Origin of the sequence: Psychroserpens burtonensis DSM 12212 (genome assembly GCF_000425305.1) — a bacterium.
GTDB classification, from domain to species: Bacteria; Bacteroidota; Bacteroidia; order Flavobacteriales; family Flavobacteriaceae; genus Psychroserpens; species Psychroserpens burtonensis.
Genome location: NZ_AUDE01000026.1, coordinates 40,324 through 65,914 on the forward strand (window position 1 = coordinate 40,324; position 25,591 = coordinate 65,914).

The following is a 25,591-nucleotide window of genomic DNA, read 5'->3' on the forward strand; positions in this document are numbered from 1 at the left end:
ATACTGCTAAGTTTGCGATATTTAAATTGTAAGACAGCATGACTGATCGCATGTAGCTTAACCTATCTACTCTTAATAGACAGACGTCATTTTCCTTTATTTTCTAACGTTAAAGAAATCTAAAAACACAGACTCACCTATCATACTTTATTATATTTGATTCTAGCTAAATATCAAACAATGAAGACACGATTACATCTCCTGCTTTTATCCCTATTTTCAATAACGCTAATAACAGCCCAACAACCAAAAAAACCTACATCATCTGAGATTCATGAGTCTCTAAAAAAGTTGAATTTCTTAGGCTCTGTGCTATATGTTGCTGCACATCCCGATGATGAAAACACTCGGTTAATTTCCTATATGTCTAACGAAGTAAAAGCAAGAACTGCTTATCTATCGTTAACTCGAGGTGATGGCGGACAAAATCTAGTTGGACCAGAAATTAGAGAGCTATTAGGTGTAATTAGAACGCAAGAACTTCTTGCTGCTCGTCGTATAGATGGTGGCGAACAATTATTTACAAGAGCAAACGATTTTGGATATTCTAAACATCCTGATGAGACGTTAGCTATTTGGAATAAAGAAGAAGTTTTAAGTGATGTTGTTTTAGCTATTAGACAGTTTCAACCTGATGTGATAATTAATCGTTTTGATCATAGAAGTCCAGGAAGCACACATGGTCATCATACAAGTTCTGCGATGTTAAGCGTAGAAGCTTTTGATCTAGTAAGTGACAAAAATGCGTATCCAAAACAATTATCACGAACCGAAATTTGGCAACCACAACGTTTATTTTTTAATACATCTTGGTGGTTCTATGGAAGTCAAGAAAAATTTGACGACGCAGATAAATCAAACTTATTAGAGGTCGATACTGGCGTATACTTCCCGAGTAGCGGATTAAGTAATCCTGAAATTGCAGCTTTGAGTCGCAGTCAACATAAATCTCAAGGATTTGGTAGTACAGGAAGTCGCGGCGCACAAATAGAATATATTGAACTCATAAAAGGAGATTTACCAACAGACAAGACCAATATATTTGAAGGTATAGACACCTCATGGAATCGTTTAGAAGGCGGAAAATCTATTGGAGAGATTCTTAACGCTGTTCAAAAAAACTATGATTTCAAAAACCCGTCAGCGTCTATATCAGAACTAGTTAGAGCTTATAAAGGGATTCATAATTTAAAAAATGAGCACTGGAAAAACATAAAAACAAAGGAAATAAAAGATATTATCGCTGCTTGTGCTGGTTTATATCTAGAAGCTACAGTCAATTCGAACCATGCCACTGCAGGATCTAATATCGATTTAAACTTAGAGATTATTAATCGTAGTGCTTCAAAAATTATTTTGTCAAGTATCATAAATCCTAACGGGATTAAAATAGATAAAAACATCACATTAGATAATAATACCGATTTTGATTTCAAAGAAACGGTAGCTATCAAAACAGACCAACAAGTTTCTACTCCCTATTGGTTAATAAAAAAAGGAACTTTGGGAATGTATGACGTTGAAGACAAAAGCCTAATAGGCAAGCCTGAAACACCTAGAAGGCTCAATATTACATTTAATTTAAATATTGAAAACGTTGACATCTCTTTTACGAAAGCCATTGTTTACAAAACTAATGATCCCGTAAAAGGTGAAGTGTACAAACCTTTTGAAATCATCCCTGAAGTATCTGCTAAAATTTCAGAAAAAGTCATCATTCTTGATACTGATAAACAGCGAGATATTGAAGTTATCATTAAAGCAGGTAGAGATAATATTGAAGGTTATGTTCAAATTGCACATCCAAAAAACTGGAATGTATTACCTGAAAAGCAAAAAGTAATTATCGTTAATAGAGGTCAAGAGCAGCGTTTAATTTTTACTGTTATTCCTCCAAAAGAGCAAAGCGAGGGTTTATTAACACCTATGGTACATATTGGAGATATGATATACACCAAAGAGCTTATTGAGATAGATTATGATCACATACCGTTTCAAACGGTTTTATTGCCGAGTGAGACAAAAATCGTACGTCTAGACATCAAAAAAAGAGGTCAAAATATTGGCTATATCGAAGGTGCTGGTGATATTGTTCCAGAGAGCTTAAGACAGATTGGTTATAATGTAGCTATTTTAAAACCCGAAGATATTTCTGCAGAAAATTTAAAACGTTTTGATGCCATCGTAGTTGGAATTAGAGCCTACAATACTGTAGAAGAATTAAAATTTAAACAAGAACTACTGTTTGACTATGTTGCACAAGGCGGAAATATGATCGTACAATACAACACAAGTCGTGGCATTAAAGTGGATCAAATTGCGCCTTATAACTTAAAACTTTCAAGAGATCGTGTAACTGATGAATTTGCAGATGTTAAATTATTAGCAACGAATCACGAAGTTTTAAATGTTCCAAATAAAATAACAGCAAAAGATTTTGAGGGCTGGACGCAGGAACGTGGTTTATATTTTCCTGACGAATGGTCTAGTGAGTTCATACCCATTCTATCTATGAATGATGAAGGCGAAACGCCTAAAACAGGAAGCTTACTAGTTGCGAAATATGGAAAAGGACATTACATCTATACAGGTCTCAGCTTTTTTAGAGAGTTTCCTGCTGGTGTTTCTGGAGCATACCGCTTGTTTGCTAATATACTATCTTTAGGTAAAAATGATTTGAACGACGCAGAACAAATCAAAAACTAAGCATCCATAGATTATAAAATATTTGGTAACTAATCTTGTCAAAGTCACAAAAACCACCAACCATGGAAAAATACAAATGGAATAAAATGTATACCATAGTACTTGCTGCTAATATTGTATATATCATCGCATTTTACATCATCACAAAAGCCTTTTAAAATGCAAACATTAGATTGGATTGTACTCATTAGCACATTGTTACTTATAGTTGTCTACGGAACATACCAGTCACGAGGCAGTAAAAATGTTCAAGATTATTTAAAAGGTGGAAACACCTCAAAATGGTACACGATAGGATTATCTGTCATGGCTACTCAAGCCAGTGCCATTACCTTTTTATCAACACCTGGACAGGCTTTTAACGATGGGATGGGATTTGTGCAATTCTACTTTGGCTTACCCATAGCCATGGTCATAATTTGCATGGTATTTATTCCTTTATATCACCGTCTTAAAGTATATACAGCCTATGAGTTTCTAGAGAATAGATTCGATTTAAAAACCAGAACGCTCACTGCTATTTTATTTTTAATTCAACGTGGATTAGCTGCGGGTATTACCATTTTTGCTCCTGCAATCATTCTGTCTGCTTTGTTAGGTTGGAATTTATTGTTACTTAATGTTATCATTGGATTTCTAGTAATTATTTACACGGTTTCTGGAGGAACAAAAGCAGTAAATGTCACCCAAAAACATCAGATGATTGTGATTTTTACAGGAATGATTATCGCATTCTGTTTAATTATTGATAAGCTTCCAGAAGGCATCACATTCTCAAAAGCATTAGATATCGCTGGAGCAAGTGGTAAAATGGAAGTTCTTGACTTTTCATTTAGTCTCGATAATCGTTATACGGTTTGGAGCGGACTTATTGGTGGTACATTTTTAATGCTCTCTTACTTTGGAACCGACCAAAGTCAAGTACAACGCTATTTATCTGGGAAATCATTGAAAGAGATGCAGATTGGAATGATGTTTAACGGACTCCTAAAAGTACCAATGCAGTTCTTTATTTTATTGGTTGGTGTTATGGTCTTTGTGTTTTATCAGTTTAATCAAGCACCTTTAAATTTCAATCCTAATGCTACTGATATTGTTTTAAACTCTATATATGCAGCAGAGTACAAAGCTATTCAGGAAAAACAAAATGACGTTTTCGCAATGAAAAAAGCTTCTATTACTGAATTTTCAAATACAAGCGAAAAAGTCAATCCAGATGTTATAGCACAATATAATGCGCAAAGTGATGCCTTAAGAGCAGAAGCTAGAATTTTAATAGATAAAGCTGGAGATTCTCAAAATATTAAAGTAGAAAGTAATGATAAGGATTATGTATTTTTAAATTTCATTTTACACAACCTGCCTCGAGGATTAATTGGTTTATTACTCGCTGTAATTCTAAGTGCTGCTATGTCAAGTACCGCAAGTGAATTAAATGCTTTGGCAAGTACCACAGCTATGGATTTATACAAAAGAAACACATCTAAAAAGTCTGATAAACAAATGGTTACAGCATCTCGATTTTTCACTTTAGCTTGGGGAATTATAGCTATCGGTGTCGCTTGCGTAGCCAATCTTGCGGAAAATTTAATCCAACTTGTAAATATCATCGGTTCTATTTTCTACGGAAATGTGCTAGGTATTTTCCTTTTAGGCTTCTTTTTCAAGTTCGTGAAAGGAAATGCAGTATTTGTGGCAGGTTTAATTACTCAGGTATTAGTTATCGGACTATTTTTATTAAATGAATATGAATATATCAATTTACCCTTTTTATGGTTGAATTTTGTTGGGTGTGCTATCGTGATTGCTATTGCGTGTCTCATACAATCATTAACATCAAAAAATGACTACACAGCAGCATAAAACCATAAATTGGGGCATTATTGGTCTTGGTAAAATTGCCCATAAATTTGCGCAAGATTTATTACACATCGAAGACGCACAACTCTATGCCGTAGCTTCTAGAAATCAAGATAAAGCGAATGCTTTTGCTCTAACATATAGTGCTAAAATAGCTTTTGGTGATTATGAATCTCTAGTAAAAGACCCAAACATTGATGCTGTTTATATCGCTACACCTCATGTATTTCACCATGAACATTCCATTTTATGTCTAACTCATAAAAAAGCAGTGTTGTGTGAGAAACCTTTTGCTATGAATTTGAGCGAAGTTGATGACATGATTGCAACTGCGAAAGCAAACCATACTTTATTGATGGAAGCAATGTGGACTTATTTTTTACCACATTATCAATTTGTATTACAACATATTAAAGATGAAACTTTCGGAAAGGTTCTTACTATTGAGGCCGATTTCGGTTTTAAACCTGAGATAGACATGACTTCTAGAGTATTTAATAAATCACTTGGAGGCGGAAGTTTATTGGACATTGGTATCTACCCTATTTTTGCCGCATTATATACTCTAGGAGCACCCATTCATATTGAATCTAAAGCAACATTTTTTGATAATGACGTAGATTCATCATGCTTAATGTTGTTTAGTTATGATAATGGTGTAGAAGCACGCTTAAAAAGCACATTGTTACAAAACACGCCTACAGAAGCTATTTTTTATTGTGAATATGGTACCATTAAAATTAATTCAAGATTTCAAGAACCTTCTAATGTGACGCTTATTTCCGAAGGGAAAGAAAGCACTACTAACTTTGATTATACCACTAATGGATATTATTACGAAACTGTTCATTTTAACCAGCTTCTAAAAGACCACAAAACAGAAAGTGATATAATGACGTTTAACTTCAGTAGGACACTCCTTAGGCTACTCGATACTGTTAGATTACAAATAGGTCTTAACTACAAATAAAAAAAAGACCTTTTGAGATTTCAATAGGTCTTTTTTTTATTATTTTATTAAAACTTACATTGCTCCCCATTCTTTAAGAGAGTCCATGTTTTGCTTTACATAATTTTGATTTCCAGCTTCTTTAGCTGCAGCCATAGACTTCTTAGCTAAATCGATGGCACCTTTTTTATCTCCAGCAGCAGCATAAATTAACGATTGCTGTCTTACTTGCCAAAATCCTGGCTTTTCAGTCATGAACATCGCTTTATCCATCCACATTTTTGCTTTTTTAATGTCTTTCCCAGATTCTAAGTAATACACAGCAGAAGCGTAATAGTCCCCTGCACTTGGTCCTGACATTATTTTATCAATTGCAGTTGAAACCGTTTGATCTGTTGGCACAGTAAAAGGAATACCCGCATAAGAGGTTTCCCAAATAATATCGATGGTTCCACCCGTAGATGTAATATTATTGATATCAATTGTTAATGTTTCAATACTCATAGGCATTTTCATAACATCAACCTTAGCAGTTGCAGCGACCTTACTATCATCCCACTCTGCTGGTGTTCCCCAATTTTCTGTATCACTATAAAACATAACATCCCATTGCGTAGCAGAATTTAATTTCGTGAATATGGCATAAGATCCAGCCTTAACTGACTGACCTGCAATAGTAACATCATCACTAAAAGTGATTATTGAGTTTTTATTGGCGCCTGTTCTCCACATGCCTCCAAAAGGCTCTAAATCTCCAAATATTGTTCTCCCTTTAACACTAGGGCGAGAATACTCAATAGTAATATCTGTTAATCCAACCTTTTGTTCAAACTTAGCAGAAGGACTTGGCGCTGGTGTTTCAATTTGCGCATATGTAGCGAAAGACATAGCAAACACTGCAAACATTAATAATAATTTTTTCATTGTATTAGATTTAATGGTTATTTTTTAAATTCACGTAAATTTACAAACTAGCAAACGGGTTGCTTGTTAAGAAAACCTTAAATTAAAAGAAGCCTTCTAAAGACGACATAAAATGAAAAAATATTACGCAGAAACGATTGGAACTTTCGCAATGGTATTTTGTGGTTGTGGAGCAATGACCATTAATGAAATTACTGGAGGAAGTATTACTCATGTGGGAATTGCTATGACTTGGGGATTAATTGTAATGAGTATGATTTATGCTTTTGGCGATATTTCTGGAGCACATTTTAATCCTGCTGTGACGTTTGGATTTGCTTATGCAAATAAATTTCCATGGAAGGAAGTCCCAAAATATTTTATTGCACAAGCTATTGGTGCTTTTTTAGCTTGCCTTATTCTACTGTTCCTATTTCCGCAGAGTGAAACATTAGGTAGCAGCTTACCCGCTCAAGGTTTTGAACCCTATAGAGCCTTTGTATTAGAAATCCTGCTTACATTTTTCTTAATGGTTGTGATCATAAACGTCTCAACAGGAAGCAAAGAAATTGGAACCATGGCTGGCATTGCTATTGGAGCTGTGATTTTATTGGAAGCCATGTTTGCTGGCCCTATGACGAAAGCATCTATGAACCCTATTAGATCTCTTGCTCCAGCTCTTGTGTCCGGAAACTTACAGCATTTATGGCTCTATTTAACGGCTCCTTTTATAGGAGCATTTCTAGCAGTTATGAGTTGTTCCTTTGTTAAAGAGGAAAATTGCTGTTAAAACGCGTGCTATTTAAATGTTACCTAAACTGTAATGTCTTGTTAATTTTTGTTTAACTTTTATAGTTAATAGTTAAACATTTTGTATCTTTACTGCATAATCAACTAGTCATGGCAAAAAAAAAAAACATAACAAAAAATGACATTATTTCATTCTACATGGACTATGTCTTAGAGCACAATCATCAGCCCAAAACGGTGTACGCTTTTGCAAAAGTAAATAACTTTGAAGAACAAAAATTTTATGATCATTTTGGATCATTTGAAGCTGTTGAAAAGCATGTATTCACCGCCTTTTATCACAATACAATTACGGTACTTGAAAAAAGCGATGACTATAAATCTTTTGATGCTCGTAACAAGTTACTAAGTTTTTACTTCACATTCTTTGAAAATCTAACCGCAAACCGCAGTTATGTAAAGTATGCCTTAGAGCATCATAAAAGTGACCTAAAAAGTTTGAGTTTACTAAAAGATTTAAAACGTGTTTTCACTGATTACATAGCCAGTTTAGAGATTGATCTTATAGAAATTAAACAAGAACAAATTGATAGAATTCAACAACGGGGACTCAAAGAGACAGCTTGGTTTCAACTATTATTGACCTTAAAGTTTTGGATAGATGACACCTCTCCAGGATTTGAAAAGACAGATATTTTTATCGAGAAATCGGTTAATACGAGTTTTGATGTTTTAAACGTTGCTCCGATAAGAACTTTAATAGACTTTGGGAAATTTATTTTCAAAGAAAAAATACAAATGAACTAAGCAGTCCTTAATGAAAACTATAGACAAAATACCTACATCCAAAATTCAACGCGCATCGAAACTGGTTTCAACAGGAGCAAAAGTTGGTGTTAATTATCTCAAATATTATGGAGATAAATTAACAAAAACTGAAATTGAAGCTAAGGATCGTTTAAACCAAAATAATGCAGAAGACATTTATGATGGTTTAAAACAGCTCAAAGGAAGTGCGCTTAAAGTTGCACAAATGCTGAGTATGGAAAAAAGTATTTTGCCACAGGCTTATGTAGAAAAATTTTCATTGGCTCAATTCTCTGTTCCGCCTTTATCGCCTCCACTGGTTTTAAAGACGTTTAAAAAATACTTTGGCAAATTGCCAAATGAAATATATGATACCTTCAACGCAACTTCTGTAAATGCTGCAAGTATTGGACAAGTCCATATTGCAGAAAAAAATGGGAAGAAACTTGCTGTGAAAATCCAATATCCAGGAGTTGCGGAGAGTATCGCATCAGATCTTGCAATGATAAAGCCTATCGCTGTGAGCATGTTTAATATCAAAGGAAAAGATTCTGATAAGTACTTCAAGGAAGTTGAAGGTAAATTAATTGAGGAAACAAATTATATTTTAGAAGTTGAGCAAAGTAAAGAAATCGCTCTCAAGTGTGCTCATATTCCTAATTTATCGTTTCCTAGTTATTATGAAGAGTTATCCTCTGAGCGCATCATCACTATGGATTATATGGCTGGTGAGCATCTATCAGAATTTACTGCATATAACACAAATCAAGAACACTCAGATAAATTAGGTCAAGCCCTTTGGGATTTCTACATGTTCCAGATGCATACTTTAAAAAAGGTTCATGCAGACCCACATCCTGGTAATTTCTTAGTATCTAAAGACGCTGGGTTAATTGCATTAGACTTTGGTTGTATGAAAATAATTCCTGACGAATTTTATATACCTTATTTTGAATTGGCTGATGTCAATAAAATAAATGATCGTAAATATTTTGTTGAAACACTGTACCAGCTTGAAATATTAAGAGAAGACGATACGCCTAAAGAAATTGCATTTTTTACCGACATGTTCTATGAAATGTTGAGTTTGTTTACACAACCGTTGCAGGCTGATGTATTCGACTTTTCTGATGGTACTTTCTTCGGAAAAATAACAGAATTAGGTGAGCGCTATTCAAAAAGTACAGAACTTAGAAAAATGAATGCAAATAGAGGATCTACGCATTTCATCTATATTAACCGTACCTTCTTTGGGTTATATAACTTAATGTTTGATTTAAAAGCAAAGGACATTAAAATAAATAACTATAAAACCTTATAATGGCGTATATTACTAATAAAGACATTGACAACCTTGATTATATATACCGAATTAACTTAATTAATAGTTGCTCTGGTTATAAATCTGCTAATTTATTAGGAACAAAATCTAATGAAGGTATTGAAAATGTTGCTGTATTTAGTTCTGTTACGCATATAGGTTCAAATCCGCCAATGTTAGGTTTCTTTTGTAGACCAACGACGGTAACACGTCATACATATAATAACATCAAGAACACAGGTTTTTATACGATCAATCATATACATAACGCTATTTTAGAAGACGCACATCATACATCTGCTAAATATGATTCTGATATTTCTGAATTTGACAAAACTCAACTCATTTCAGAATATAAAAAAGAATTTCATGCACCTTTTGTAAAAAGTGCTCCAGTTCAATTGGCTATGGAGTTTGTTGAGGAATACCATATCAAAGCAAACGGAACACTTCTAGTTATCGGTAAAATTGTAGGGTTGCATGTTAATGACGAGCTACTTGAAGCTGACGGATTTATAAATCTATCAAAAGGAAAAGTCGCAGCTATTAATGGGCTTGACGCTTATGCTGTTTCGCCGTCAAATACGCGGTTTAACTATCAAAGACCTAAATAGATTTTGACAATTTCCATTTTTAAGAACTTAAAAAACTAACATGATGCTTCCCTCTCGGAAACTATCAAAAACACAATCGATAAATGAAGATTCTCGTAACAGGTGCAACGGGTTATATTGGCAAGCGGTTAATTCCGCTATTATCCAATAGTGAGCATCATGTTGTCTGTGCTGTTCGTGATAAATTAAGAGCTGACAAAAGTTATATTGAAGATGACACTATAGATGTTATTGAAGCCGATTTTTTAAAACCAGAAACACTACACAGCATTCCAAAAGATATTGATATTGCATTTTACCTTATTCATTCGATGTCTAATTCTTCAACAGATTTCGAAGCTCTAGAAGAACGTTGTGCTATTAATTTTAAACAGCAGCTAGAGAAAACTAATGTCAAACAAGTCATATATCTCAGTGGCATTACTAATGATGACAATCTATCCAAACATTTACAATCTCGTAAAAATGTGGAAAGCAGATTAGCCTCTGATCATTATGCTTTAACAGTTTTCAAAGCAGGTATTATTGTTGGATCTGGAAGCTCTTCATTTGAAATCATAAGAGATTTAGTAGAGAAGTTACCATTCATGATTGCGCCGAAATGGCTAGATACAAAAACACAACCTTTAGGTGTTAGAAATGTGCTTTCATTTTTACATAACAGTGTTGGTCGTAAGGAGGTATACAATCAATCCTACGACGTTTTTGGCCCTGAAGTTCTCACCTATAAAGACATGCTATTGCAATTTGCAGAGGTACGTGGATTAAAAAGATACATTTTAACGGTTCCTGTAATGACTCCAAAATTATCATCGTATTGGTTGTATTTCGTAACGTCAACATCTTACAAATTAGCATCGTCACTGGTGGAAAGTATGGGTGTTCAAATCGTAGGAAAACCAAGCCATATTAATCGTTTACTAGATGTAGATCCCATGGACTACAAGACTGCGGTTGCGCTTGCTTTTGAAAAAATTGAACAGAATAGTATTATCTCAAGTTGGAAAGACTCAATGGTTAGTAGCGGACGTTTAAGAAATCAACTTCACAAATATATTAATGTTCCAAAATACGGTTGTTTTAAGGATTATAAAGAACGACAAGTCACAGATGCTCCTAAAACAATTGACAAAATTTGGAGTATAGGAGGAACTAATGGTTGGTATTATGGAACCATACTTTGGAAAATAAGGGGATATATTGACAAGCTTTTTGGAGGTATAGGATTACGTCGCGGAAGAACAAGCCCTACAGATTTAGATGTTGGAGATGCACTTGATTTTTGGCGTGTCATCTTTGCTGATAAAACACAACAAAAATTATTATTATATGCCGAAATGCGCCTTCCTGGTGAAGCTTGGTTAGAGTTTAAAATAGAGGATGGCATACTCAAACAAACCGCCACGTTTAGACCTCGCGGACTTTGGGGACGACTCTATTGGTATAGTGTTTTTCCGTTTCATGGGTTTATTTTTAATGGTATGATAAACAAGCTCGTAGATGTCTAAACATAAAAAGCCACACTTACCAACAAAAATCTGTCAAACTTGTGGCTTGCCATTTAGTTGGCGCAAAAAATGGGAAAAGAATTGGGAAAACGTAAAATATTGTAGTGAAAAATGCAGGAGAAACAAAACAACAAAGGATTAGTATGGTTTAGAAATGACTTAAGAGTCCATGATAACGCTGTCTTAGCTGGCGCTATTAAAAACCATAAATCTGTAATAGCATGTTATTGCTTTGATCCGAGACATTATGAAATGTCAAGATTTGGATTCAAAAAAACAGAAAAATATAGAGCTCAATTTTTAATTGAAACAGTTAAAAATTTAAAAGCCAATCTCAAAATACTACATATTGAGTTGTTTGTGTTTTCAAAGACACCTGAAGCCACGATCCATGCACTTATCGAGCAACACGACATCAGCTCTATTTATTTACAAACAGAGTGGACTAGTGAAGAACTGACCGTTTTAGAAGGCGTAAAATTGACTGTTGCAGACCACATTAAATTTCATGACTATTACGATCAATTTTTATATCATCCAGAAGACATCAATATGTCATATTCTGACATACCCAAAGTATTTACTGTTTTCAGAAAGAAAGTTGAAAAATACAGTAGCATTCGAATTTCTGAAGACAACGATTCTATAGAAAAAATTGACAGTTTAGAAAATGACACTCATATTCCAAATCTTGATGATTTAGGTTTTGATTCGTTTGAAGCACATCCCAAGTCCGCCTTCCCGTTTCAAGGCGGAGAAACGAGTGCTGCAGACAGATTAAATGACTACTTTTTTGAAACTAAGAAATTAGGAGTCTATAAAAAAACAAGAAATGGTTTAATAGGCACAGACTTTAGCTCAAAATTTTCTCCTTGGCTGGCAAATGGTAGTCTTTCAGCAAGAACAATTTATTGGAAAATTAGAGAATTTGAGGATGATTATTTCAAAAACGAATCCACCTACTGGCTCATTTTTGAACTAATTTGGAGAGATTATTTTAAATATGTGTCCCTAAAACATCAAAATGATATTTTTAAGATTGGCGGTATTTTGAATAAAGACTATGAGTGGAAATCTACTGACCGTCAAGTTCAAAAATGGATCGATGGAGAAACAAGATCTGCTTTTGTAAATGCTAATATGATTGAGCTCAAAAAAACAGGATGGATGAGTAACAGAGGCCGTCAAAATGTAGCTTCATTTTTTGCCAAAGAGTTATTCTTAGATTGGCGTATTGGTGCTGCCTATTTTGAGACTATGCTTATCGATTATGATGTACATAGCAATTATGGAAATTGGATGTATGTCGCAGGTGTAGGAAATGACCCAAGAGACAGAAAATTTAATGTGGATTTACAGGCAGAACGTTATGACAGCAATGGAAAGTTTCAACAACTATGGCTTCAGGAGACCCTGTTCTAAAAATGAAATGGAAGTTGAAGTCGAAAAAACGAAAACATCCAACGAGTAGCAATAGAATTAATTAAAAAGCAAAGCTAGAAGCTCATATAAAAACGCCTATAGCTATTTAAAAAAAATGAAAATACTCAGACTTATACTTGGCGACCAACTCAATATCAAGCATTCGTGGTTTAATAAACCTAACGACGACGTTATCTATTGTCTTTTTGAAATGCGTCAAGAAACAGATTATGTCAAACACCACATTCAAAAAGTCATTGGTTTTTTTGCATCAATGCGTCAATTCGCAGAAGAGTTAAAAACACAAGGCCACACGGTTGATTATTTTAAAATAAACGACAAAGAAAATACTCAAAGCCTAGTGGCTAATGTAACTACGCTTATAAAATCGCATAACGTAGAGCGTTTTGAATATATGTCTCCCGATGAATATCGCCTAGACAAACAACTTTCTGATTTTTGTGACAATTTAGATAAAGAGACCCTTGTGGTTGCTTCAGAACATTTTTACACCAAACGAGATGATCTAGCAACCTTCTTTAAGGGTAAAAAGCAATATCTGATGGAGAATTTCTACAGAGATATGCGTAAAAAACACGATATCTTAATGGTAGCCGGTCAACCAGAAGGGGGAAAATGGAATTACGATAAGAGTAATAGGAATAAATGGAAAGGTGATGTTCCTATTCCGAATTACTTGTTGTTTAAAAATGATATTTCCGAAGTGAAAAAAGATATAGAAACTGCAGGAATCACTACAATTGGTAGGTTTGATACGTCAACATTCTCCTACCCTATTAATAGAGTTCAAACTTTAGAGCAACTTAAATATTTTTGTAAAGAATTGCTAGTTCATTTTGGAGATTATCAAGATGCAATGCATACCGATGAGGCGTATTTATTTCATTCGCGATTGTCGTTTGCTATGAATATAAAGCTCATTTCTCCTAAGGATGTGGTGACTACGGTAATGAATTACTATCGTATCCATGATGATGACATTAATATATCTCAGGTTGAAGGCTTTGTTAGGCAAATAATTGGGTGGAGAGAATATATGAGAGGCATGTATTGGGCGTTTATGCCAGAATACAAAACGAAAAACACACTAGACAATCATAATACACTTCCTGATTTTTTCTGGACGGGTGATACGAAGATGAATTGCCTAAGTAAAACCATTAATAATTCATTAGATAATGGCTATGCTCATCACATCCAGCGCTTAATGATTACTGGTAATTATGCTTTACTTACTCAAACGCATCCAGACGAGGTTGATGCCTGGTATTTGGGCATTTATGTAGATGCCATTGAATGGGTTCAACTTACTAATACTAGAGGTATGAGCCAATTTGCAGATGGTGGCAAAATAGCTACAAAACCTTATGTATCGTCGGGATCCTATATCAATAAAATGAGTAATTATTGTAGTGATTGTCATTATAATAAAAGCAAAAAGACTGAAGATGACGCGTGTCCATTTAATAGTTTATACTGGAATTTTCTGGATGATAAACGCCCACAATTGGGTAAAAATTTCAGAATGGGAATGATGTATAGTTTATTAGATAAAATGGATAAACAGGTACTTCAAGACATTAAAAAGAAAGCACAACATATTATAGAACATCAAGATGATTACTAATACATCTTTAGGACATAGTGTTTGGTTAATGTATAATAGTTGAAATTAAATTTCAATTATTAATTATTAATTATTAATAGAATTAGAAATTAAACTTACACATGAAAGAGACTCTTTACAAACTTGATAGGAGAACGATTAGAATTATGAGAAGCGTTAGCAGACCTGCCATTCGTTTATCATTTGGTATTATATTTATTTGGTTCGGGATATTAAAACCACTAGGTCTTTCATCTGCTGAGGGTTTACTAAAAGCAACAGTAGTGTGGCTGCCCTTCGGTTCTGCAGAAAACTGGTTAATAGTAATTGGATTATGGGAAGTGGTCATTGGCGTTTTCTTTTTCTTTAGAAAAACAACACGATTAGCGATTATACTTTTACTATTACAAATGGTAGGTACGTTCATGCCTCTTGTATTTCTTCCTGAGGTTACTTTTCAATCAAATAATATTTTTGTTCCTACTTTGGAAGGACAGTATATTATTAAAAATTTAATGATTATATCAGCTGCTTTAGTTCTTGGTGGAGAAATTAATAAACCGAAAGATTTAAAAAAAGATTTATAATATATTTTAGAATAATAGAATGAGTAAAAATAAGCCTCAATTACATATCGTTTGGTTAAAACGCGATCTTCGTTTAGAGGATAATGAGGCTATAGTGAATGCATTAGCTACGGGAGAACGAACGCTTCTACTCTATGCCTTTGAGACAATATTACTAGAAGATAATCATTACAGTGAGCGTCATTGGAACTTCATTAGAGAATCAATTAAAGACTTAAATAAGCAACTTAAACCTTTAAATTCTAAAATTCTTGCTGTTGAGGCAGATATTATTTCAATTATTAACCAATTGATGTCAAAGTATATGATTCGTGATATCTATTCCCACCAAGAAACAGGAATACTTGTAACTTATAACAGAGACAAATCATTTAAGCGTTATTGTAAAAATAATTTAATCATATGGCATGAAAACATTCATAATGGTGTACAACGTGGTTTAAAAAATCGCGCGCTTTGGGCACAACATTGTAATGCCTATTTTGAAATTGATCCATTGGTGTTTTCTCCTTCGGAAAATCAATTACTCAACAATCAAGAAATTGAAGAATTAGAAGTCTTACTTCCCGTAGCGTCTCTCGACACACCTAAAGATGCTATTTTTCAAAAAGGTGGCCGTAGTATCGGTATAAAGTATTTGGATTCATTCCTTACCAAACGGTATGTGAATTATATGTATCATATTTCTAAGCCTGAATTAGCACGGAAAGGATGCAGTAGAATCTCACCATATATTGCTTGGGGAAACTTATCAATAAGAGAAGTCTATAGGAAAGCTTACGTATTGAAAAAGACGTCGTCCAGTAAAAAACCTTTAGAGGCCTTTATGTCTCGTTTAAGATGGCAAGCACACTTTATCCAAAAGTTTGAAATGGAACATACTATGGAAACTGAAAGTGTGAATAAAGGGTTCCATAAATTAAAGAAAGATGTTTCTGGGCACTATCAAATCGCTTGGGAAACCGGACAGACAGGATTTCCACTTGTTGATGCTTGTATGCGTTGTTTAAATGAAACTGGCTATTTAAATTTTAGAATGCGCGCTTTAGTTGTGTCCTTTCTAACACATAATCTCTGGCAACCTTGGCAAGCAGCCTCAAAGCATTTATCAAAAATGTTTTTAGATTTTGAGCCAGGAATTCATTTTCCACAATTGCAGATGCAAGCTGGAGAAACGGGCACCAATATGCTTAGAATTTATAATCCGATTAAAAACAGTTTGGAGCACGATCCTGACGCTACTTTTATAAAAAAATGGGTTCCCGAGCTGAAAGATTTAGACCTACCTTTTATTCATGAACCGTATTTAATGACCGAAATGGAACAACAATTCATTAATTTTCACCTTGGTAAAGATTACCCATATCCTATCGTTGATATGGAAGTAACAAGAAAAAAAGCTAGTGACACTCTCTGGAACCTTAGGAAAAACAAAAAAGCAAGAGAAGAAAGTCAACGAATACTAAAAAAGCACACTCTTAAAGGCTAACACAAGATAGTTAACTAGCTTAATTACAGAAACTTATAATCATTATTGATAAAATCTATCATACTATGTTAATGTTTTGTTTAAACATAGTTTCAAAACATTAAACATTTTGTAAATTTGAGTAATAAATAAAAGAGACGATTGATACTAGACACAACACATAATAATAAAGAACACAAAAACATTATAACAGATTTAATAGGCCGCCCCTACACGTTTATGGAATCTATTAAAATGAGAGGAGTCGGCTCAAAGCGAATGATTATTGAAAATGTGAGCCCTAACTTACAACAGCATTTAAATACGATTGCAGATATTAATTATGCTAACATCGAAATGAGACCGAGTGGTATTTTAATTTATATCAATAAAGGTCTAAAAAATTACACTTGGGTGATTCCTTTTTATCAATTGGTGATTTATAAAACCAACGGAATTAGTATTCATGCTCAGGGCAAATTTGTTCATTTTAAAAACAATACCATGTTTAAAGAAAATAAGGTATATATGGATAAGTTATTTGATGCTAAGGTCAAATTTGATGAACGTTATAGTTTTCAATATTAACTGTATGGAATTAGACACAATAGCGACAGATAGAATTATAGAAATGGCATGGGAAGATAGAACTACGTTTGAAGCTATTCAGTTTCAATTTGGTTTGAAAGAGCAAGATGTAATTCAATTAATGCGTCGAGAAATGAAACCTAAAAGTTTTAGGATGTGGCGTAAACGTGTACAAGGTAGAAAGACAAAGCACGAAAAACTAAGAGTATTTCAAGAGGGACGTTTTAAATGTTCTAGACAAAAACAAATTACGCATAACTCAATATCTAAACGATAACGTGCTTTGACATTGGAGATGAGTTCCTTTGGACAGCAAGTTAAAAAGACAAAAAAATGAATACAGACACATTAAAGATTAAACAAAATGGTCATTCTTTAAATGATTTTAATATCACTGATATTGGTGACGATCATCTGTTTACAGGACTAGAAACTCCTATGAAAGCAGACGCTTTTAAAATTAGTGACGAAGAGAAAAAACAACGTATCGCTATATTGTTTGAAGAAATAATGGATGTGATGGGATTGGATCTTACAGATGACTCTTTAAAAGGGACTCCTAAGCGTGTCGCTAAAATGTATATCGATGAAATATTTTCAGGATTAAATCCTGCTAATAAGCCTAAAGTCGCCCTATTTGACAATAAATATCAATACAACCAGATGGTTGTAGAAAAAAACATTACATTCTACTCCAATTGCGAACATCATTTTGTGCCAATTATTGGAAAAGCACATGTATCCTATATATCATCAGGAAAAGTAATTGGATTATCAAAACTGAATAGAATAGTGCAGTACTACGCTAAGCGTCCTCAAGTACAAGAGCGATTGACTAATCAAATAGCAGAAGATTTAAAGGCTATTTTAGAAACAGAAGATGTAGCAGTTATTATAGATGCTAAACATTTATGTGTATCTTCAAGAGGGATTAAAGATGATACATCGGCAACGGTCACAACCTATTATGGTGGTCAATTTAATACACCTGCAAAAATTGCAGAATTACACAATTATATAAATAATTAAGATATGGATTTAATAAACAAAGCCTTAGAATTTGAGAAGCGCAAAATGAAGTCGCTCTCCACCAGTGATCGCGTTAAGATTTCTCGCGAAGCTAAAGACCTAGTGTTAGATTTAAACCAAATTTATAAGGAAAAGAAAGATGAGAAAATCATGGATATAATGAAACGCATAACTGCCATAAAACGCAAGGTTGAAAAGCGCTTAAAAGGAGCACCTTTAACTGCATAAATCATATTTATCCTTAATTAAAATTAAGCGCAGTAGATAACAAATAATGTGTATCTGTTGCGCTTAATTATTTAAAATATATTATTAAATGAAAACATATATAGTTGTAGGTGGTAGTAAAGGGATAGGGAATGCTATCGTACAAAGCTTACTAGAAAACAATAAAGTCGTAAATTTAAGTAGATCTAAGCCAGATTATACGCATGCCAATTTAACGCATCATGATTGCGATATTTTAAGTGATGAACTGCCTGAAATTGAACATGCAGACGGTTTGGTATATTGCCCTGGCAGCATTAATTTAAAGCCTATTAAGCGATTGAGCTTAGAAGATTTTAGAGCAGATTACGAAATTAATGTCATAGGCGCTGTGAAAGCCATTCAACAATACCTTGCTATTTTAAAAAATGGTAATGATCCATCTATTGTATTATTTAGTACAGTTGCTGCAAAACTAGGAATGCCTTTTCACGCAAGTATTGCTGCTGCAAAATCTGGTGTTGAAGGCTTAGTAAAATCCTTAGGTGCTGAGTTAGCAACTACACTTAGAATAAATGCAATTGCGCCTACAGTCACTAATACAGAATTGGCTTCTAAATTACTTAGAAATGACAAGATGATTGAAAATATCACAGAACGTCACCCAATGAAAAAAATATTGGAACCTCAAGACGTTGCTGGTATGGCTGAATTTCTATTGTCTGAAAAAGCAGGATCAATTTCAGGACAAGTCTTTGAAATGGACTATGGAATTGTTAGTTTTAAGATATAAATTAGAATTTTACAATAAGAAGATTCTATTTATAGAAACTTTTTATTTCATTATATTATGGCATTACATCACATTAAGAATCACTTTTAATGTTCACAAATTAGTGAATACTGAACACGCAATATAAAATGAATCCATTTAAAATTTTTATGGCTACACTCTTTTCAAAATCAAGTAATTCTGAATCACCTGACCCTTCATCTATTTATGATATCGAAATTAATGGGCTCACAAGACAGCCTTTAACGCTTTCAGATTATAAAGGAAAATATGTTTTATTTGTGAATGTTGCTTCAAAATGCGGGTTTACGCCTCAATACAAGGAGCTACAAACCCTCTATGAGACACATCAAGATAAACTAGTGGTCATAGGAGTGCCTTGCAATCAATTTGGAAAACAAGAGCCAGGAAACTCAAAGGATATTGAATCGTTTTGCGAAATCAATTATGGTGTTAGTTTTCCCATAACAGAAAAAGTAGAAGTGAAAGGCTCCAAACAGCACCCTTTATATCAATGGCTCACTCAAAAACAAAAGAATGGTGCTAAAGATTCTAATGTAAAATGGAATTTTCAAAAATACTTAGTTGGTCCAAAAGGAGACCTTATTGATTTTTACTTTTCAATGACATCACCAACAAGTTCAAAAATTACTAAACATATTAAATAGATACCTATGTTCAATTTATTCAAAAAGACAAGTGAAGTTGATAAGCTTCAAAAAAAATACGAAAAACTAATGAAAGAATGGCATACGCTATCCACTACAAATAGAGGTGAAAGTGATAAAAAATATGCTGAAGCTGAAAAGATTCAACAACAAATTGCACAACTTCAAAAAAAATAACCTTGAGATTTTTTAGAGTACTCATAGCCTTTATTGTATTAAATTTTGGAGCGCTTGGATTAGGCGCTCTTTTTATGGGAAAAGGTGCACAGTCTACATGGTATTTAGAACTAGAAAAAGCACCTTGGACACCAGACGGTTGGATTTTTGGTGCGGCTTGGACACTCATAATGATTTGCTTTTCGGTGTACATGACTTTCTTGTATCTCAAACGACCAACTAATACGGTCTTTATACTCTTCATGATACAGTTTATTTTAAATATAAGTTGGAACTTATTGTTTTTCAATCAGAAACTAATAGATTTCGCATTAGTTAATATTCTATTATTAACAGTAATGGTTGCAGGGTTTTTCATTACTTACCTTAAAGACTTAAAGGGTAAATCAATACTCATACTGCCTTATTTTATTTGGTTGTGTATTGCCACGTCTCTTAACCTTTATATCGCATTATATAATTAATATACACCGTACTTGCTAAAAGTGTTACCAAATAAGTAAATAACTGGTAACGCAGAGCATATAACCGTTGAAACATACTACATATATACACATGAAAATTTATACACTACACAAAAAACAAAAATTACCGATAACTTTAGATGAAGCTTGGTCCTTTTTGTGTAATCCTGCTAATCTATCTAAGTTGACACCTTCAAAAATGAATATGAAAATCATTACTGGAGCAGACAGACCAATGTATGCAGGTCAAGTATTGCAGTATAGTGTAACACCTTTAGCAGGAATTAAGACCAAATGGGTTAGCGAAATAACGCAATTTGAAGACCATAAATACTTTGTTGACGTACAACTGTATGGACCTTATGCTTTTTGGCATCACAAACATTTTATAACTGAAATTGATGGAGGCGTTGAGATGGAAGATATTATTGATTATAAGGTTCCCTTCGGAATACTAGGCCAACTCGTTCAGCCTTTAATTGTGAAACCCAAATTGGAAGAAGTTTTCAATTATCGTAGAGAGCAACTAGAGAAGCTATTCGGAACATATTACACTTAATTATCGTATTTCTAATACATAAAAATACTATTTATAACTTATGATTTCTATTTTTGTAGAAGGTCTCATTAGGCCTTTTTAATACGATGAAAAGCGTATTAAAATTTCCGAAATAAAAATTTTATATAATGAAACAACCACTATCTATTTTTTGGTTTAGACGTGATTTACGTTTAGATGACAATCACGGGTTTTTCAAAGCTCTGAAAAGCGACTATCCAGTCTTACCTATTTTTATTTTTGATTCTGATATTTTAGATAAATTACCAAAAGATGATGCAAGACTAACCTTTATCTACGATACGCTTCAGCAAATGCGATCTACTCTAGAAAAAAAGCATGATAGCAGTATAGCTATTTTTCATGGGAAACCTATTGATATTTATAAGCAATTAGTTACTAATTATAAAATACAAGAAGTCTATACCAATCATGATTATGAGCCTTATGCAACAGAACGTGATATCGAAGTTGAACAATTCTTAAAAGATGAACATATAGCATTCAAAACTTTTAAAGATCAGGTCATCTTTGAAAAGGACGACGTTGTCAAAAAAGATGGATTACCCTACAAAGTGTACACCCCTTACATGAACGTTTGGAAAGCACAATTCAGGCTACAAAAACTAGAGATATACGATACCGAATCCCATTTTGGAAATCTAATTGATGATGATACGTTACCCAATTTAAGTTTATCAGACATTGGCTTTAAAAAATCAAATCAGCACATTGTAGATTATACGGTCACCCCGACTCTTATCCAAAACTATGAAGATACCAGAAACTTTCCAGCAAAAGATTCTACTTCTAAGGTAGGACCACATTTAAGATTCGGGACTGTTAGTGTTCGTAAAATGATACAAAAAGCAATTGCCGAAGAGAATGAAATATTTTGGCAAGAGCTTATTTGGAGAGAATTCTTTATGCAAATCTTATGGCATTTTCCACATACTTCAAAAGATGCCTTCAAATCAAAATATGATAGAATAGAATGGCGCAATAATGAAGAAGAATTTAAGCTTTGGTGTGAAGGCCAAACTGGTTACCCATTAGTAGACGCAGGTATGCGACAACTTAACGAAACCGGGTTTATGCACAATCGTGTACGCATGTTAGTTGGTAGCTTTTTATGTAAGCACTTACTCATTGACTGGCGTTGGGGAGAAGCTTATTTTGCTGAAAAATTACATGATTATGACATGTCTAGTAATGTAGGTAACTGGCAATGGGTTGCAGGTTCTGGTGTGGATGCATCACCTTACTTTAGAATATTTAATCCTACATCACAAATACTTAAGTTTGATAAAAACTTAACATATATACAAAAATGGGTTCCAGAGTTTCAAGAACTGACCTATGCAAAACCTATGGTAGATCATAAAATGGCGCGCGAACGCTGCTTAAAAACTTATAAGGAAGCTGTTAGCTAACACAAAATGAATACCTTTTCAAATCTCAGCGTTTGATTTTTAGTTTTTAGAATGCGTAAGATAACAAATGGCAAAACCCTTTTACCGTATAACAGAGGAAAAAACAGTTCTTGAGTCAGGTTTTATCCTGCATACTGCTAGAGTTAAATTAAAACGAGTGCTATTTCTATGACGACATGTGCGCAAGATACAGATAAGAGATCTGTCACTCAAGGTTACCGCAATGATGGTAACTGATACACTATTTGTGAGATGGTAGCACAACCATATTCGAATTATAGGTTTAAAAAATAGAAAGCATCAAAACGAAAAGGCAAAAAATATCACAAGAGTTCCAATCCTGATATATCCCCTTAAAAAATAAAAAAAGATAGCTCGTATGATATTCATTTAAAATATGTGGATAGCAAAGCAACAAACGATTATTTGATTTCTAGATCATCTGACAAAAAAATAATTTTCTATTAGGAACACGATGATGGATATTTAGAACGTATGAAGCGTATTAACGAACCACTTCGATTTATTTCATAATAAAGCCTCGACGAATCGAGGCTTTATTATGTATGTTAGTATCCTTCCGAAGAAAAATTAATTCCCTTCTATACGTGTGATTTTCGCACCAATAGCACGTAAACGTTTGTCAATATTTTCATACCCTCTATCTATTTGTTCTATATTATGAATTGTAGATGTACCTTTTGCGGATAATGCTGCAATTAATAAAGACACACCTGCTCTAATATCTGGAGAGGTCATTGTCGTTGCTTTTAATTGTGATTGAAAATCATGACCAATTACGGTTGCTCTATGCGGATCACAAAGGATAATTTTCGCTCCCATATCAATCAATTTATCAACGAAGAATAAACGGCTTTCAAACATTTTTTGGTGTACAATTGCACTACCTCTAGCTTGTGTCAAAACCGTAAGTATAATACTTATCAAGTCTGGCGTAAAACCAGGCCACGGTGCATCTGAGACTGTTAATATAGAACCGTCAATATAATTTGAAACTTCATAGCCATCTTTATGTGCAGGAATATGAATATCATCGCCTTGACGCTCAACTGTAATTCCAATTTTTCTAAATACATTTGGTATTTGACCTAAGTCATCCCAACTCACATTAGTAATTGTTAATTCACTTTTTGTCATTGCGGCTAAACCAATCCAGCTTCCAATTTCAATCATATCTGGAAGCATTCTATGGTTTGTACCACCTAATGTATCTACACCTTCTATGATTAACAGATTAGAACCTACACCACTAATCTTTGCTCCCATGCGGTTAAGCATTTTACAAAGTTGTTGCAAGTAAGGCTCACAAGCTGCATTGTAAATGGTAGTTATACCTTCTGCTAACACTGCTGCCATGACAATATTAGCGGTACCTGTTACAGAGGCTTCATCAAGAAGCATATAAGTACCTTTAAGTTTATTGGCTTCTACACCATAAAATAAATCTTCCTTATTATATCTAAATGTAGCACCTAAATTAATAAACCCTTGAAAATGTGTATCCAAACGACGACGACCAATTTTGTCTCCTCCAGGTTTTGGAATATATCCTCTACCAAAGCGAGCCAATAAAGGACCAACGATCATGATAGAACCTCTTAAACCTTTTCCGTCTTCTTTAAACTCAGCAGACTCTAGATATTTTAAGTTAACATCATCTGCCTTGAATGTATAAGATCCACTGCCAACTTTCTCGATTTTAACACCTAAATTTTTAAGTAAAGCGATTAATTTATTGACGTCAATAATATCTGGAATATTATCTATTCTAATTTCTTCGGCAGTTAGCAGCACTGCACATAATATTTGTAAAGCTTCGTTTTTAGCGCCTTGAGGTTGTATTTTCCCTTTTAATTGGTGACCTCCTTCAATAATAAATGTTGACATGAAATATGATTAATAGCGTTTTCTGTTTCGATTAGCGTTCGTGCTCTTCTTATGATGCGCCTTCTTAGTAGTTGTATTAGTATTAGAGTATTTACTTTTATTACGCATCAAAGTTGTAGCATCTGTAAGATCTTCCTCACTGCCTTTTAAATCAATCTTACCATCAGACAATTCGAATAAATGATTAAAAATTACGTAATCTTCTACGGTGTCTTTATTCCAATTAAGGAAACACTTTTTCATGTGGTTCGCAATGGTGTATGTTAAAGCCTCTTTCAATTCTCCATCTTCCCATGTATTTGCTACATCAATCATGGTCTTTATATTGTTTCCGTAGAAACGATATTTAGGAAAGTTTTGAGGATATTTTAAGGGTTCTGGTCTTTCGTTTAGCTCTTCCTTTGTAGTCGTAGGATACGGAGAATCTGCATCTAACTCAAAATCTGCAATTATAAAAAGCTGATCCCAAAGTTTATGTTGAAAATCTGGCACATCACGTAAATGTGGTTGCATATTACCCATCACACTAATAATGGATTTTGCAACTTTATTACGTTCTTCCTTTGTTGGTAATTCTTTAGCGTAATTAACCATTTTTTGTAGATGTCTTCCATACTCAGGAATAATCAATTGTTCACGCTCTGTGTTGTATTCTATATCGTCTATCAAAATATATGCTTGTGTAGTATTTGTGTGTTATGCATGAAGTACTTCTGCATGACCGCAAAATACAAAAAAATAGTTATCTCAAGTTCTTTTTTATAAAGAAATAACACCTTCTACTTGATATGCAACTTCTTTATATTTAGTAATTACGGCATCTGGATCTTTCATTTCTAAAATAATAGAGATACTCGTATACGTCCCTTTTCCAGATTCTTTAGTGGTGATTACCGCTCCTAAATTATCAAACAAATCTTCTATTGTTTTAATTTTTTCAGCCTCTGTGGGTACGATAAACTTATAAAGATATTCTGATGGCCAAGCGGCAGTTTCACGTAATCGCCCTTTTAATTTATTATAAAATTCTTCTGTTTTATTCGGTTTACTCATGACTTTTTATTCTTAAAAAACAAAGATACAGTTTACTTTGTATTTTGTTTTTATGTTATTGATATCGTTTTAAGTATGACATAATACATGACCAAATTGCATTATTTAGTTGAAATAAAAACATAATGTACCAGACTTCCAACCAAAAAGAAACGATTTGCTTAAGTTATTTCACACTTACGATGGTATT

The 25,591-nt window shown here is 33.7% G+C and carries 27 protein-coding genes; 23 read left to right on the forward strand and 4 right to left on the reverse strand.

Features of this window, described 5'->3' with window-relative positions:
- The first annotated feature begins 180 nt into the window (after positions 1 to 180).
- From H593_RS0112265 to H593_RS0112280, 3 genes are all read left to right on the forward strand, one after another.
- Complete coding sequence (locus tag H593_RS0112265) at positions 181 to 2,706, forward strand: PIG-L family deacetylase (protein WP_037052303.1); 2,526 nt, start codon at positions 181 to 183, stop codon at positions 2,704 to 2,706.
- A gap of 159 nt (positions 2,707 to 2,865) precedes the next feature.
- Complete coding sequence (locus tag H593_RS0112275; RefSeq protein WP_028872720.1) at positions 2,866 to 4,569, forward strand: sodium:solute symporter family protein; 1,704 nt, start codon at positions 2,866 to 2,868, stop codon at positions 4,567 to 4,569.
- Positions 4,550 to 5,536 (forward strand): Gfo/Idh/MocA family protein, encoded by a 987-nt coding sequence (locus tag H593_RS0112280; RefSeq protein WP_028872721.1) that lies wholly within the window; start codon positions 4,550 to 4,552, stop codon positions 5,534 to 5,536. The genes H593_RS0112275 and H593_RS0112280 overlap by 20 nt, the downstream gene beginning before the upstream one ends.
- Before the next feature lie 54 nt (positions 5,537 to 5,590).
- On the opposite strand, the gene H593_RS0112285 is transcribed toward H593_RS0112280, so the two are convergent.
- The gene (locus tag H593_RS0112285; protein WP_028872722.1) at positions 5,591 to 6,439 is read right to left on the reverse strand and encodes a DUF2911 domain-containing protein; all 849 of its coding nucleotides are present in this window, start codon (positions 6,437 to 6,439) and stop codon (positions 5,591 to 5,593) included.
- 112 nt (positions 6,440 to 6,551) lie between these two features.
- Here H593_RS0112285 and H593_RS0112290 point away from each other — a divergent pair, with 112 nt between their 5' ends.
- From H593_RS0112290 to H593_RS0112380, 20 genes are all read left to right on the forward strand, one after another.
- Positions 6,552 to 7,208, forward strand: a complete 657-nt coding sequence (locus H593_RS0112290) for an MIP/aquaporin family protein (protein WP_028872723.1) — start codon at positions 6,552 to 6,554, stop codon at positions 7,206 to 7,208.
- Between the two features lie 110 nt (positions 7,209 to 7,318).
- Positions 7,319 to 7,975, forward strand: coding sequence for a TetR family transcriptional regulator C-terminal domain-containing protein (locus tag H593_RS0112295; RefSeq protein WP_028872724.1), 657 nt, complete (start codon positions 7,319 to 7,321; stop codon positions 7,973 to 7,975).
- Between the two features lie 10 nt (positions 7,976 to 7,985).
- On the forward strand, positions 7,986 to 9,296 hold the full coding sequence (locus H593_RS0112300) for an ABC1 kinase family protein (protein WP_028872725.1): 1,311 nt from the start codon (positions 7,986 to 7,988) through the stop codon (positions 9,294 to 9,296).
- The gene (locus H593_RS0112305) at positions 9,296 to 9,910 is read left to right on the forward strand and encodes a flavin reductase family protein (RefSeq protein WP_028872726.1); all 615 of its coding nucleotides are present in this window, start codon (positions 9,296 to 9,298) and stop codon (positions 9,908 to 9,910) included. Before H593_RS0112300 ends, H593_RS0112305 begins: the two co-directional genes overlap by 1 nt.
- An 83-nt stretch (positions 9,911 to 9,993) precedes the next feature.
- Positions 9,994 to 11,418 carry an SDR family oxidoreductase gene (locus H593_RS0112310; RefSeq protein ID WP_028872727.1) on the forward strand — a complete coding sequence of 475 codons (1,425 nt, stop codon included), beginning with the start codon at positions 9,994 to 9,996 and terminating at the stop codon, positions 11,416 to 11,418.
- Positions 11,411 to 11,560: a DUF2256 domain-containing protein gene (locus H593_RS20525; RefSeq protein ID WP_084142324.1), complete on the forward strand. Its 150-nt coding sequence runs from the start codon at positions 11,411 to 11,413 to the stop codon at positions 11,558 to 11,560. The genes H593_RS0112310 and H593_RS20525 overlap by 8 nt, the downstream gene beginning before the upstream one ends.
- A complete protein-coding gene (locus H593_RS0112315; protein ID WP_028872728.1) occupies positions 11,530 to 12,840 on the forward strand; it encodes a DASH family cryptochrome in 1,311 nt (436 codons plus the stop codon). Before H593_RS20525 ends, H593_RS0112315 begins: the two co-directional genes overlap by 31 nt.
- Before the next feature lie 115 nt (positions 12,841 to 12,955).
- Positions 12,956 to 14,488 (forward strand): cryptochrome/photolyase family protein, encoded by a 1,533-nt coding sequence (locus tag H593_RS0112320; protein WP_028872729.1) that lies wholly within the window; start codon positions 12,956 to 12,958, stop codon positions 14,486 to 14,488.
- A gap of 101 nt (positions 14,489 to 14,589) precedes the next feature.
- Positions 14,590 to 15,054 (forward strand): DoxX family protein, encoded by a 465-nt coding sequence (locus H593_RS0112325; RefSeq protein ID WP_028872730.1) that lies wholly within the window; start codon positions 14,590 to 14,592, stop codon positions 15,052 to 15,054.
- 19 nt (positions 15,055 to 15,073) lie between these two features.
- Entirely contained in the window at positions 15,074 to 16,543 is a 1,470-nt protein-coding gene (locus H593_RS0112330) for a cryptochrome/deoxyribodipyrimidine photo-lyase family protein (RefSeq protein WP_028872731.1), read from the forward strand.
- 141 nt (positions 16,544 to 16,684) lie between these two features.
- On the forward strand, positions 16,685 to 17,110 hold the full coding sequence (locus H593_RS0112335) for a hypothetical protein (protein ID WP_028872732.1): 426 nt from the start codon (positions 16,685 to 16,687) through the stop codon (positions 17,108 to 17,110).
- A gap of 4 nt (positions 17,111 to 17,114) precedes the next feature.
- Positions 17,115 to 17,387 carry a TIGR03643 family protein gene (locus H593_RS0112340; RefSeq protein ID WP_028872733.1) on the forward strand — a complete coding sequence of 91 codons (273 nt, stop codon included), beginning with the start codon at positions 17,115 to 17,117 and terminating at the stop codon, positions 17,385 to 17,387.
- Positions 17,388 to 17,443: 56 nt separating this feature from the next.
- A complete protein-coding gene (gene folE / locus H593_RS0112345; protein ID WP_028872734.1) occupies positions 17,444 to 18,139 on the forward strand; it encodes a GTP cyclohydrolase I FolE in 696 nt (231 codons plus the stop codon).
- 3 nt (positions 18,140 to 18,142) lie between these two features.
- On the forward strand, positions 18,143 to 18,367 hold the full coding sequence (locus H593_RS0112350; protein WP_028872735.1) for a hypothetical protein: 225 nt from the start codon (positions 18,143 to 18,145) through the stop codon (positions 18,365 to 18,367).
- A gap of 88 nt (positions 18,368 to 18,455) precedes the next feature.
- Positions 18,456 to 19,139, forward strand: coding sequence for an SDR family NAD(P)-dependent oxidoreductase (locus H593_RS0112355; RefSeq protein ID WP_028872736.1), 684 nt, complete (start codon positions 18,456 to 18,458; stop codon positions 19,137 to 19,139).
- A gap of 149 nt (positions 19,140 to 19,288) precedes the next feature.
- Positions 19,289 to 19,807, forward strand: a complete 519-nt coding sequence (locus H593_RS0112360; protein WP_051229726.1) for a glutathione peroxidase — start codon at positions 19,289 to 19,291, stop codon at positions 19,805 to 19,807.
- A 6-nt stretch (positions 19,808 to 19,813) separates the two neighbouring features.
- Positions 19,814 to 19,984: a Lacal_2735 family protein gene (locus H593_RS20835; protein WP_037052306.1), complete on the forward strand. Its 171-nt coding sequence runs from the start codon at positions 19,814 to 19,816 to the stop codon at positions 19,982 to 19,984.
- 2 nt (positions 19,985 to 19,986) lie between these two features.
- Positions 19,987 to 20,448, forward strand: a complete 462-nt coding sequence (locus H593_RS0112370; RefSeq protein ID WP_028872738.1) for a TspO/MBR family protein — start codon at positions 19,987 to 19,989, stop codon at positions 20,446 to 20,448.
- A 91-nt stretch (positions 20,449 to 20,539) separates the two neighbouring features.
- Positions 20,540 to 21,007 (forward strand): SRPBCC family protein, encoded by a 468-nt coding sequence (locus tag H593_RS0112375; RefSeq protein ID WP_028872739.1) that lies wholly within the window; start codon positions 20,540 to 20,542, stop codon positions 21,005 to 21,007.
- Between the two features lie 128 nt (positions 21,008 to 21,135).
- A complete protein-coding gene (locus H593_RS0112380; protein WP_028872740.1) occupies positions 21,136 to 22,440 on the forward strand; it encodes a cryptochrome/photolyase family protein in 1,305 nt (434 codons plus the stop codon).
- Positions 22,441 to 23,031: 591 nt separating this feature from the next.
- On the opposite strand, the gene murA is transcribed toward H593_RS0112380, so the two are convergent.
- The 3 genes from murA to H593_RS0112395 all read right to left on the reverse strand — a co-directional run bounded on the left by murA (position 23,032) and on the right by H593_RS0112395 (position 25,401).
- Positions 23,032 to 24,348 carry a UDP-N-acetylglucosamine 1-carboxyvinyltransferase gene (murA, locus tag H593_RS0112385; protein WP_028872741.1) on the reverse strand — a complete coding sequence of 439 codons (1,317 nt, stop codon included), beginning with the start codon at positions 24,346 to 24,348 and terminating at the stop codon, positions 23,032 to 23,034.
- A gap of 9 nt (positions 24,349 to 24,357) precedes the next feature.
- Positions 24,358 to 25,017 (reverse strand): DUF4290 domain-containing protein, encoded by a 660-nt coding sequence (locus tag H593_RS0112390; protein ID WP_028872742.1) that lies wholly within the window; start codon positions 25,015 to 25,017, stop codon positions 24,358 to 24,360.
- A gap of 90 nt (positions 25,018 to 25,107) precedes the next feature.
- Complete coding sequence (locus H593_RS0112395; protein ID WP_028872743.1) at positions 25,108 to 25,401, reverse strand: YbeD family protein; 294 nt, start codon at positions 25,399 to 25,401, stop codon at positions 25,108 to 25,110.
- Between the last annotated feature and the right edge of the window lie 190 nt (positions 25,402 to 25,591).

Coding starts and splice junctions, on each gene's coding strand:
- H593_RS0112265 (WP_037052303.1), top strand. CDS start 181: ATGAAGACACGATTACATCTCCTGCTTTTATCCCTATTTTCAATAACG.
- H593_RS0112275 (WP_028872720.1), top strand. CDS start 2,866: ATGCAAACATTAGATTGGATTGTACTCATTAGCACATTGTTACTTATA.
- H593_RS0112280 (WP_028872721.1), top strand. CDS start 4,550: ATGACTACACAGCAGCATAAAACCATAAATTGGGGCATTATTGGTCTT.
- H593_RS0112285 (WP_028872722.1), bottom strand. CDS start 6,439: ATGAAAAAATTATTATTAATGTTTGCAGTGTTTGCTATGTCTTTCGCT.
- H593_RS0112290 (WP_028872723.1), top strand. CDS start 6,552: ATGAAAAAATATTACGCAGAAACGATTGGAACTTTCGCAATGGTATTT.
- H593_RS0112295 (WP_028872724.1), top strand. CDS start 7,319: ATGGCAAAAAAAAAAAACATAACAAAAAATGACATTATTTCATTCTAC.
- H593_RS0112300 (WP_028872725.1), top strand. CDS start 7,986: ATGAAAACTATAGACAAAATACCTACATCCAAAATTCAACGCGCATCG.
- H593_RS0112305 (WP_028872726.1), top strand. CDS start 9,296: ATGGCGTATATTACTAATAAAGACATTGACAACCTTGATTATATATAC.
- H593_RS0112310 (WP_028872727.1), top strand. CDS start 9,994: ATGAAGATTCTCGTAACAGGTGCAACGGGTTATATTGGCAAGCGGTTA.
- H593_RS20525 (WP_084142324.1), top strand. CDS start 11,411: ATGTCTAAACATAAAAAGCCACACTTACCAACAAAAATCTGTCAAACT.
- H593_RS0112315 (WP_028872728.1), top strand. CDS start 11,530: ATGCAGGAGAAACAAAACAACAAAGGATTAGTATGGTTTAGAAATGAC.
- H593_RS0112320 (WP_028872729.1), top strand. CDS start 12,956: ATGAAAATACTCAGACTTATACTTGGCGACCAACTCAATATCAAGCAT.
- H593_RS0112325 (WP_028872730.1), top strand. CDS start 14,590: ATGAAAGAGACTCTTTACAAACTTGATAGGAGAACGATTAGAATTATG.
- H593_RS0112330 (WP_028872731.1), top strand. CDS start 15,074: ATGAGTAAAAATAAGCCTCAATTACATATCGTTTGGTTAAAACGCGAT.
- H593_RS0112340 (WP_028872733.1), top strand. CDS start 17,115: ATGGAATTAGACACAATAGCGACAGATAGAATTATAGAAATGGCATGG.
- folE (WP_028872734.1), top strand. CDS start 17,444: ATGAATACAGACACATTAAAGATTAAACAAAATGGTCATTCTTTAAAT.
- H593_RS0112350 (WP_028872735.1), top strand. CDS start 18,143: ATGGATTTAATAAACAAAGCCTTAGAATTTGAGAAGCGCAAAATGAAG.
- H593_RS0112355 (WP_028872736.1), top strand. CDS start 18,456: ATGAAAACATATATAGTTGTAGGTGGTAGTAAAGGGATAGGGAATGCT.
- H593_RS0112360 (WP_051229726.1), top strand. CDS start 19,289: ATGGCTACACTCTTTTCAAAATCAAGTAATTCTGAATCACCTGACCCT.
- H593_RS20835 (WP_037052306.1), top strand. CDS start 19,814: ATGTTCAATTTATTCAAAAAGACAAGTGAAGTTGATAAGCTTCAAAAA.
- H593_RS0112375 (WP_028872739.1), top strand. CDS start 20,540: ATGAAAATTTATACACTACACAAAAAACAAAAATTACCGATAACTTTA.
- H593_RS0112380 (WP_028872740.1), top strand. CDS start 21,136: ATGAAACAACCACTATCTATTTTTTGGTTTAGACGTGATTTACGTTTA.
- murA (WP_028872741.1), bottom strand. CDS start 24,348: ATGTCAACATTTATTATTGAAGGAGGTCACCAATTAAAAGGGAAAATA.
- H593_RS0112395 (WP_028872743.1), bottom strand. CDS start 25,401: ATGAGTAAACCGAATAAAACAGAAGAATTTTATAATAAATTAAAAGGG.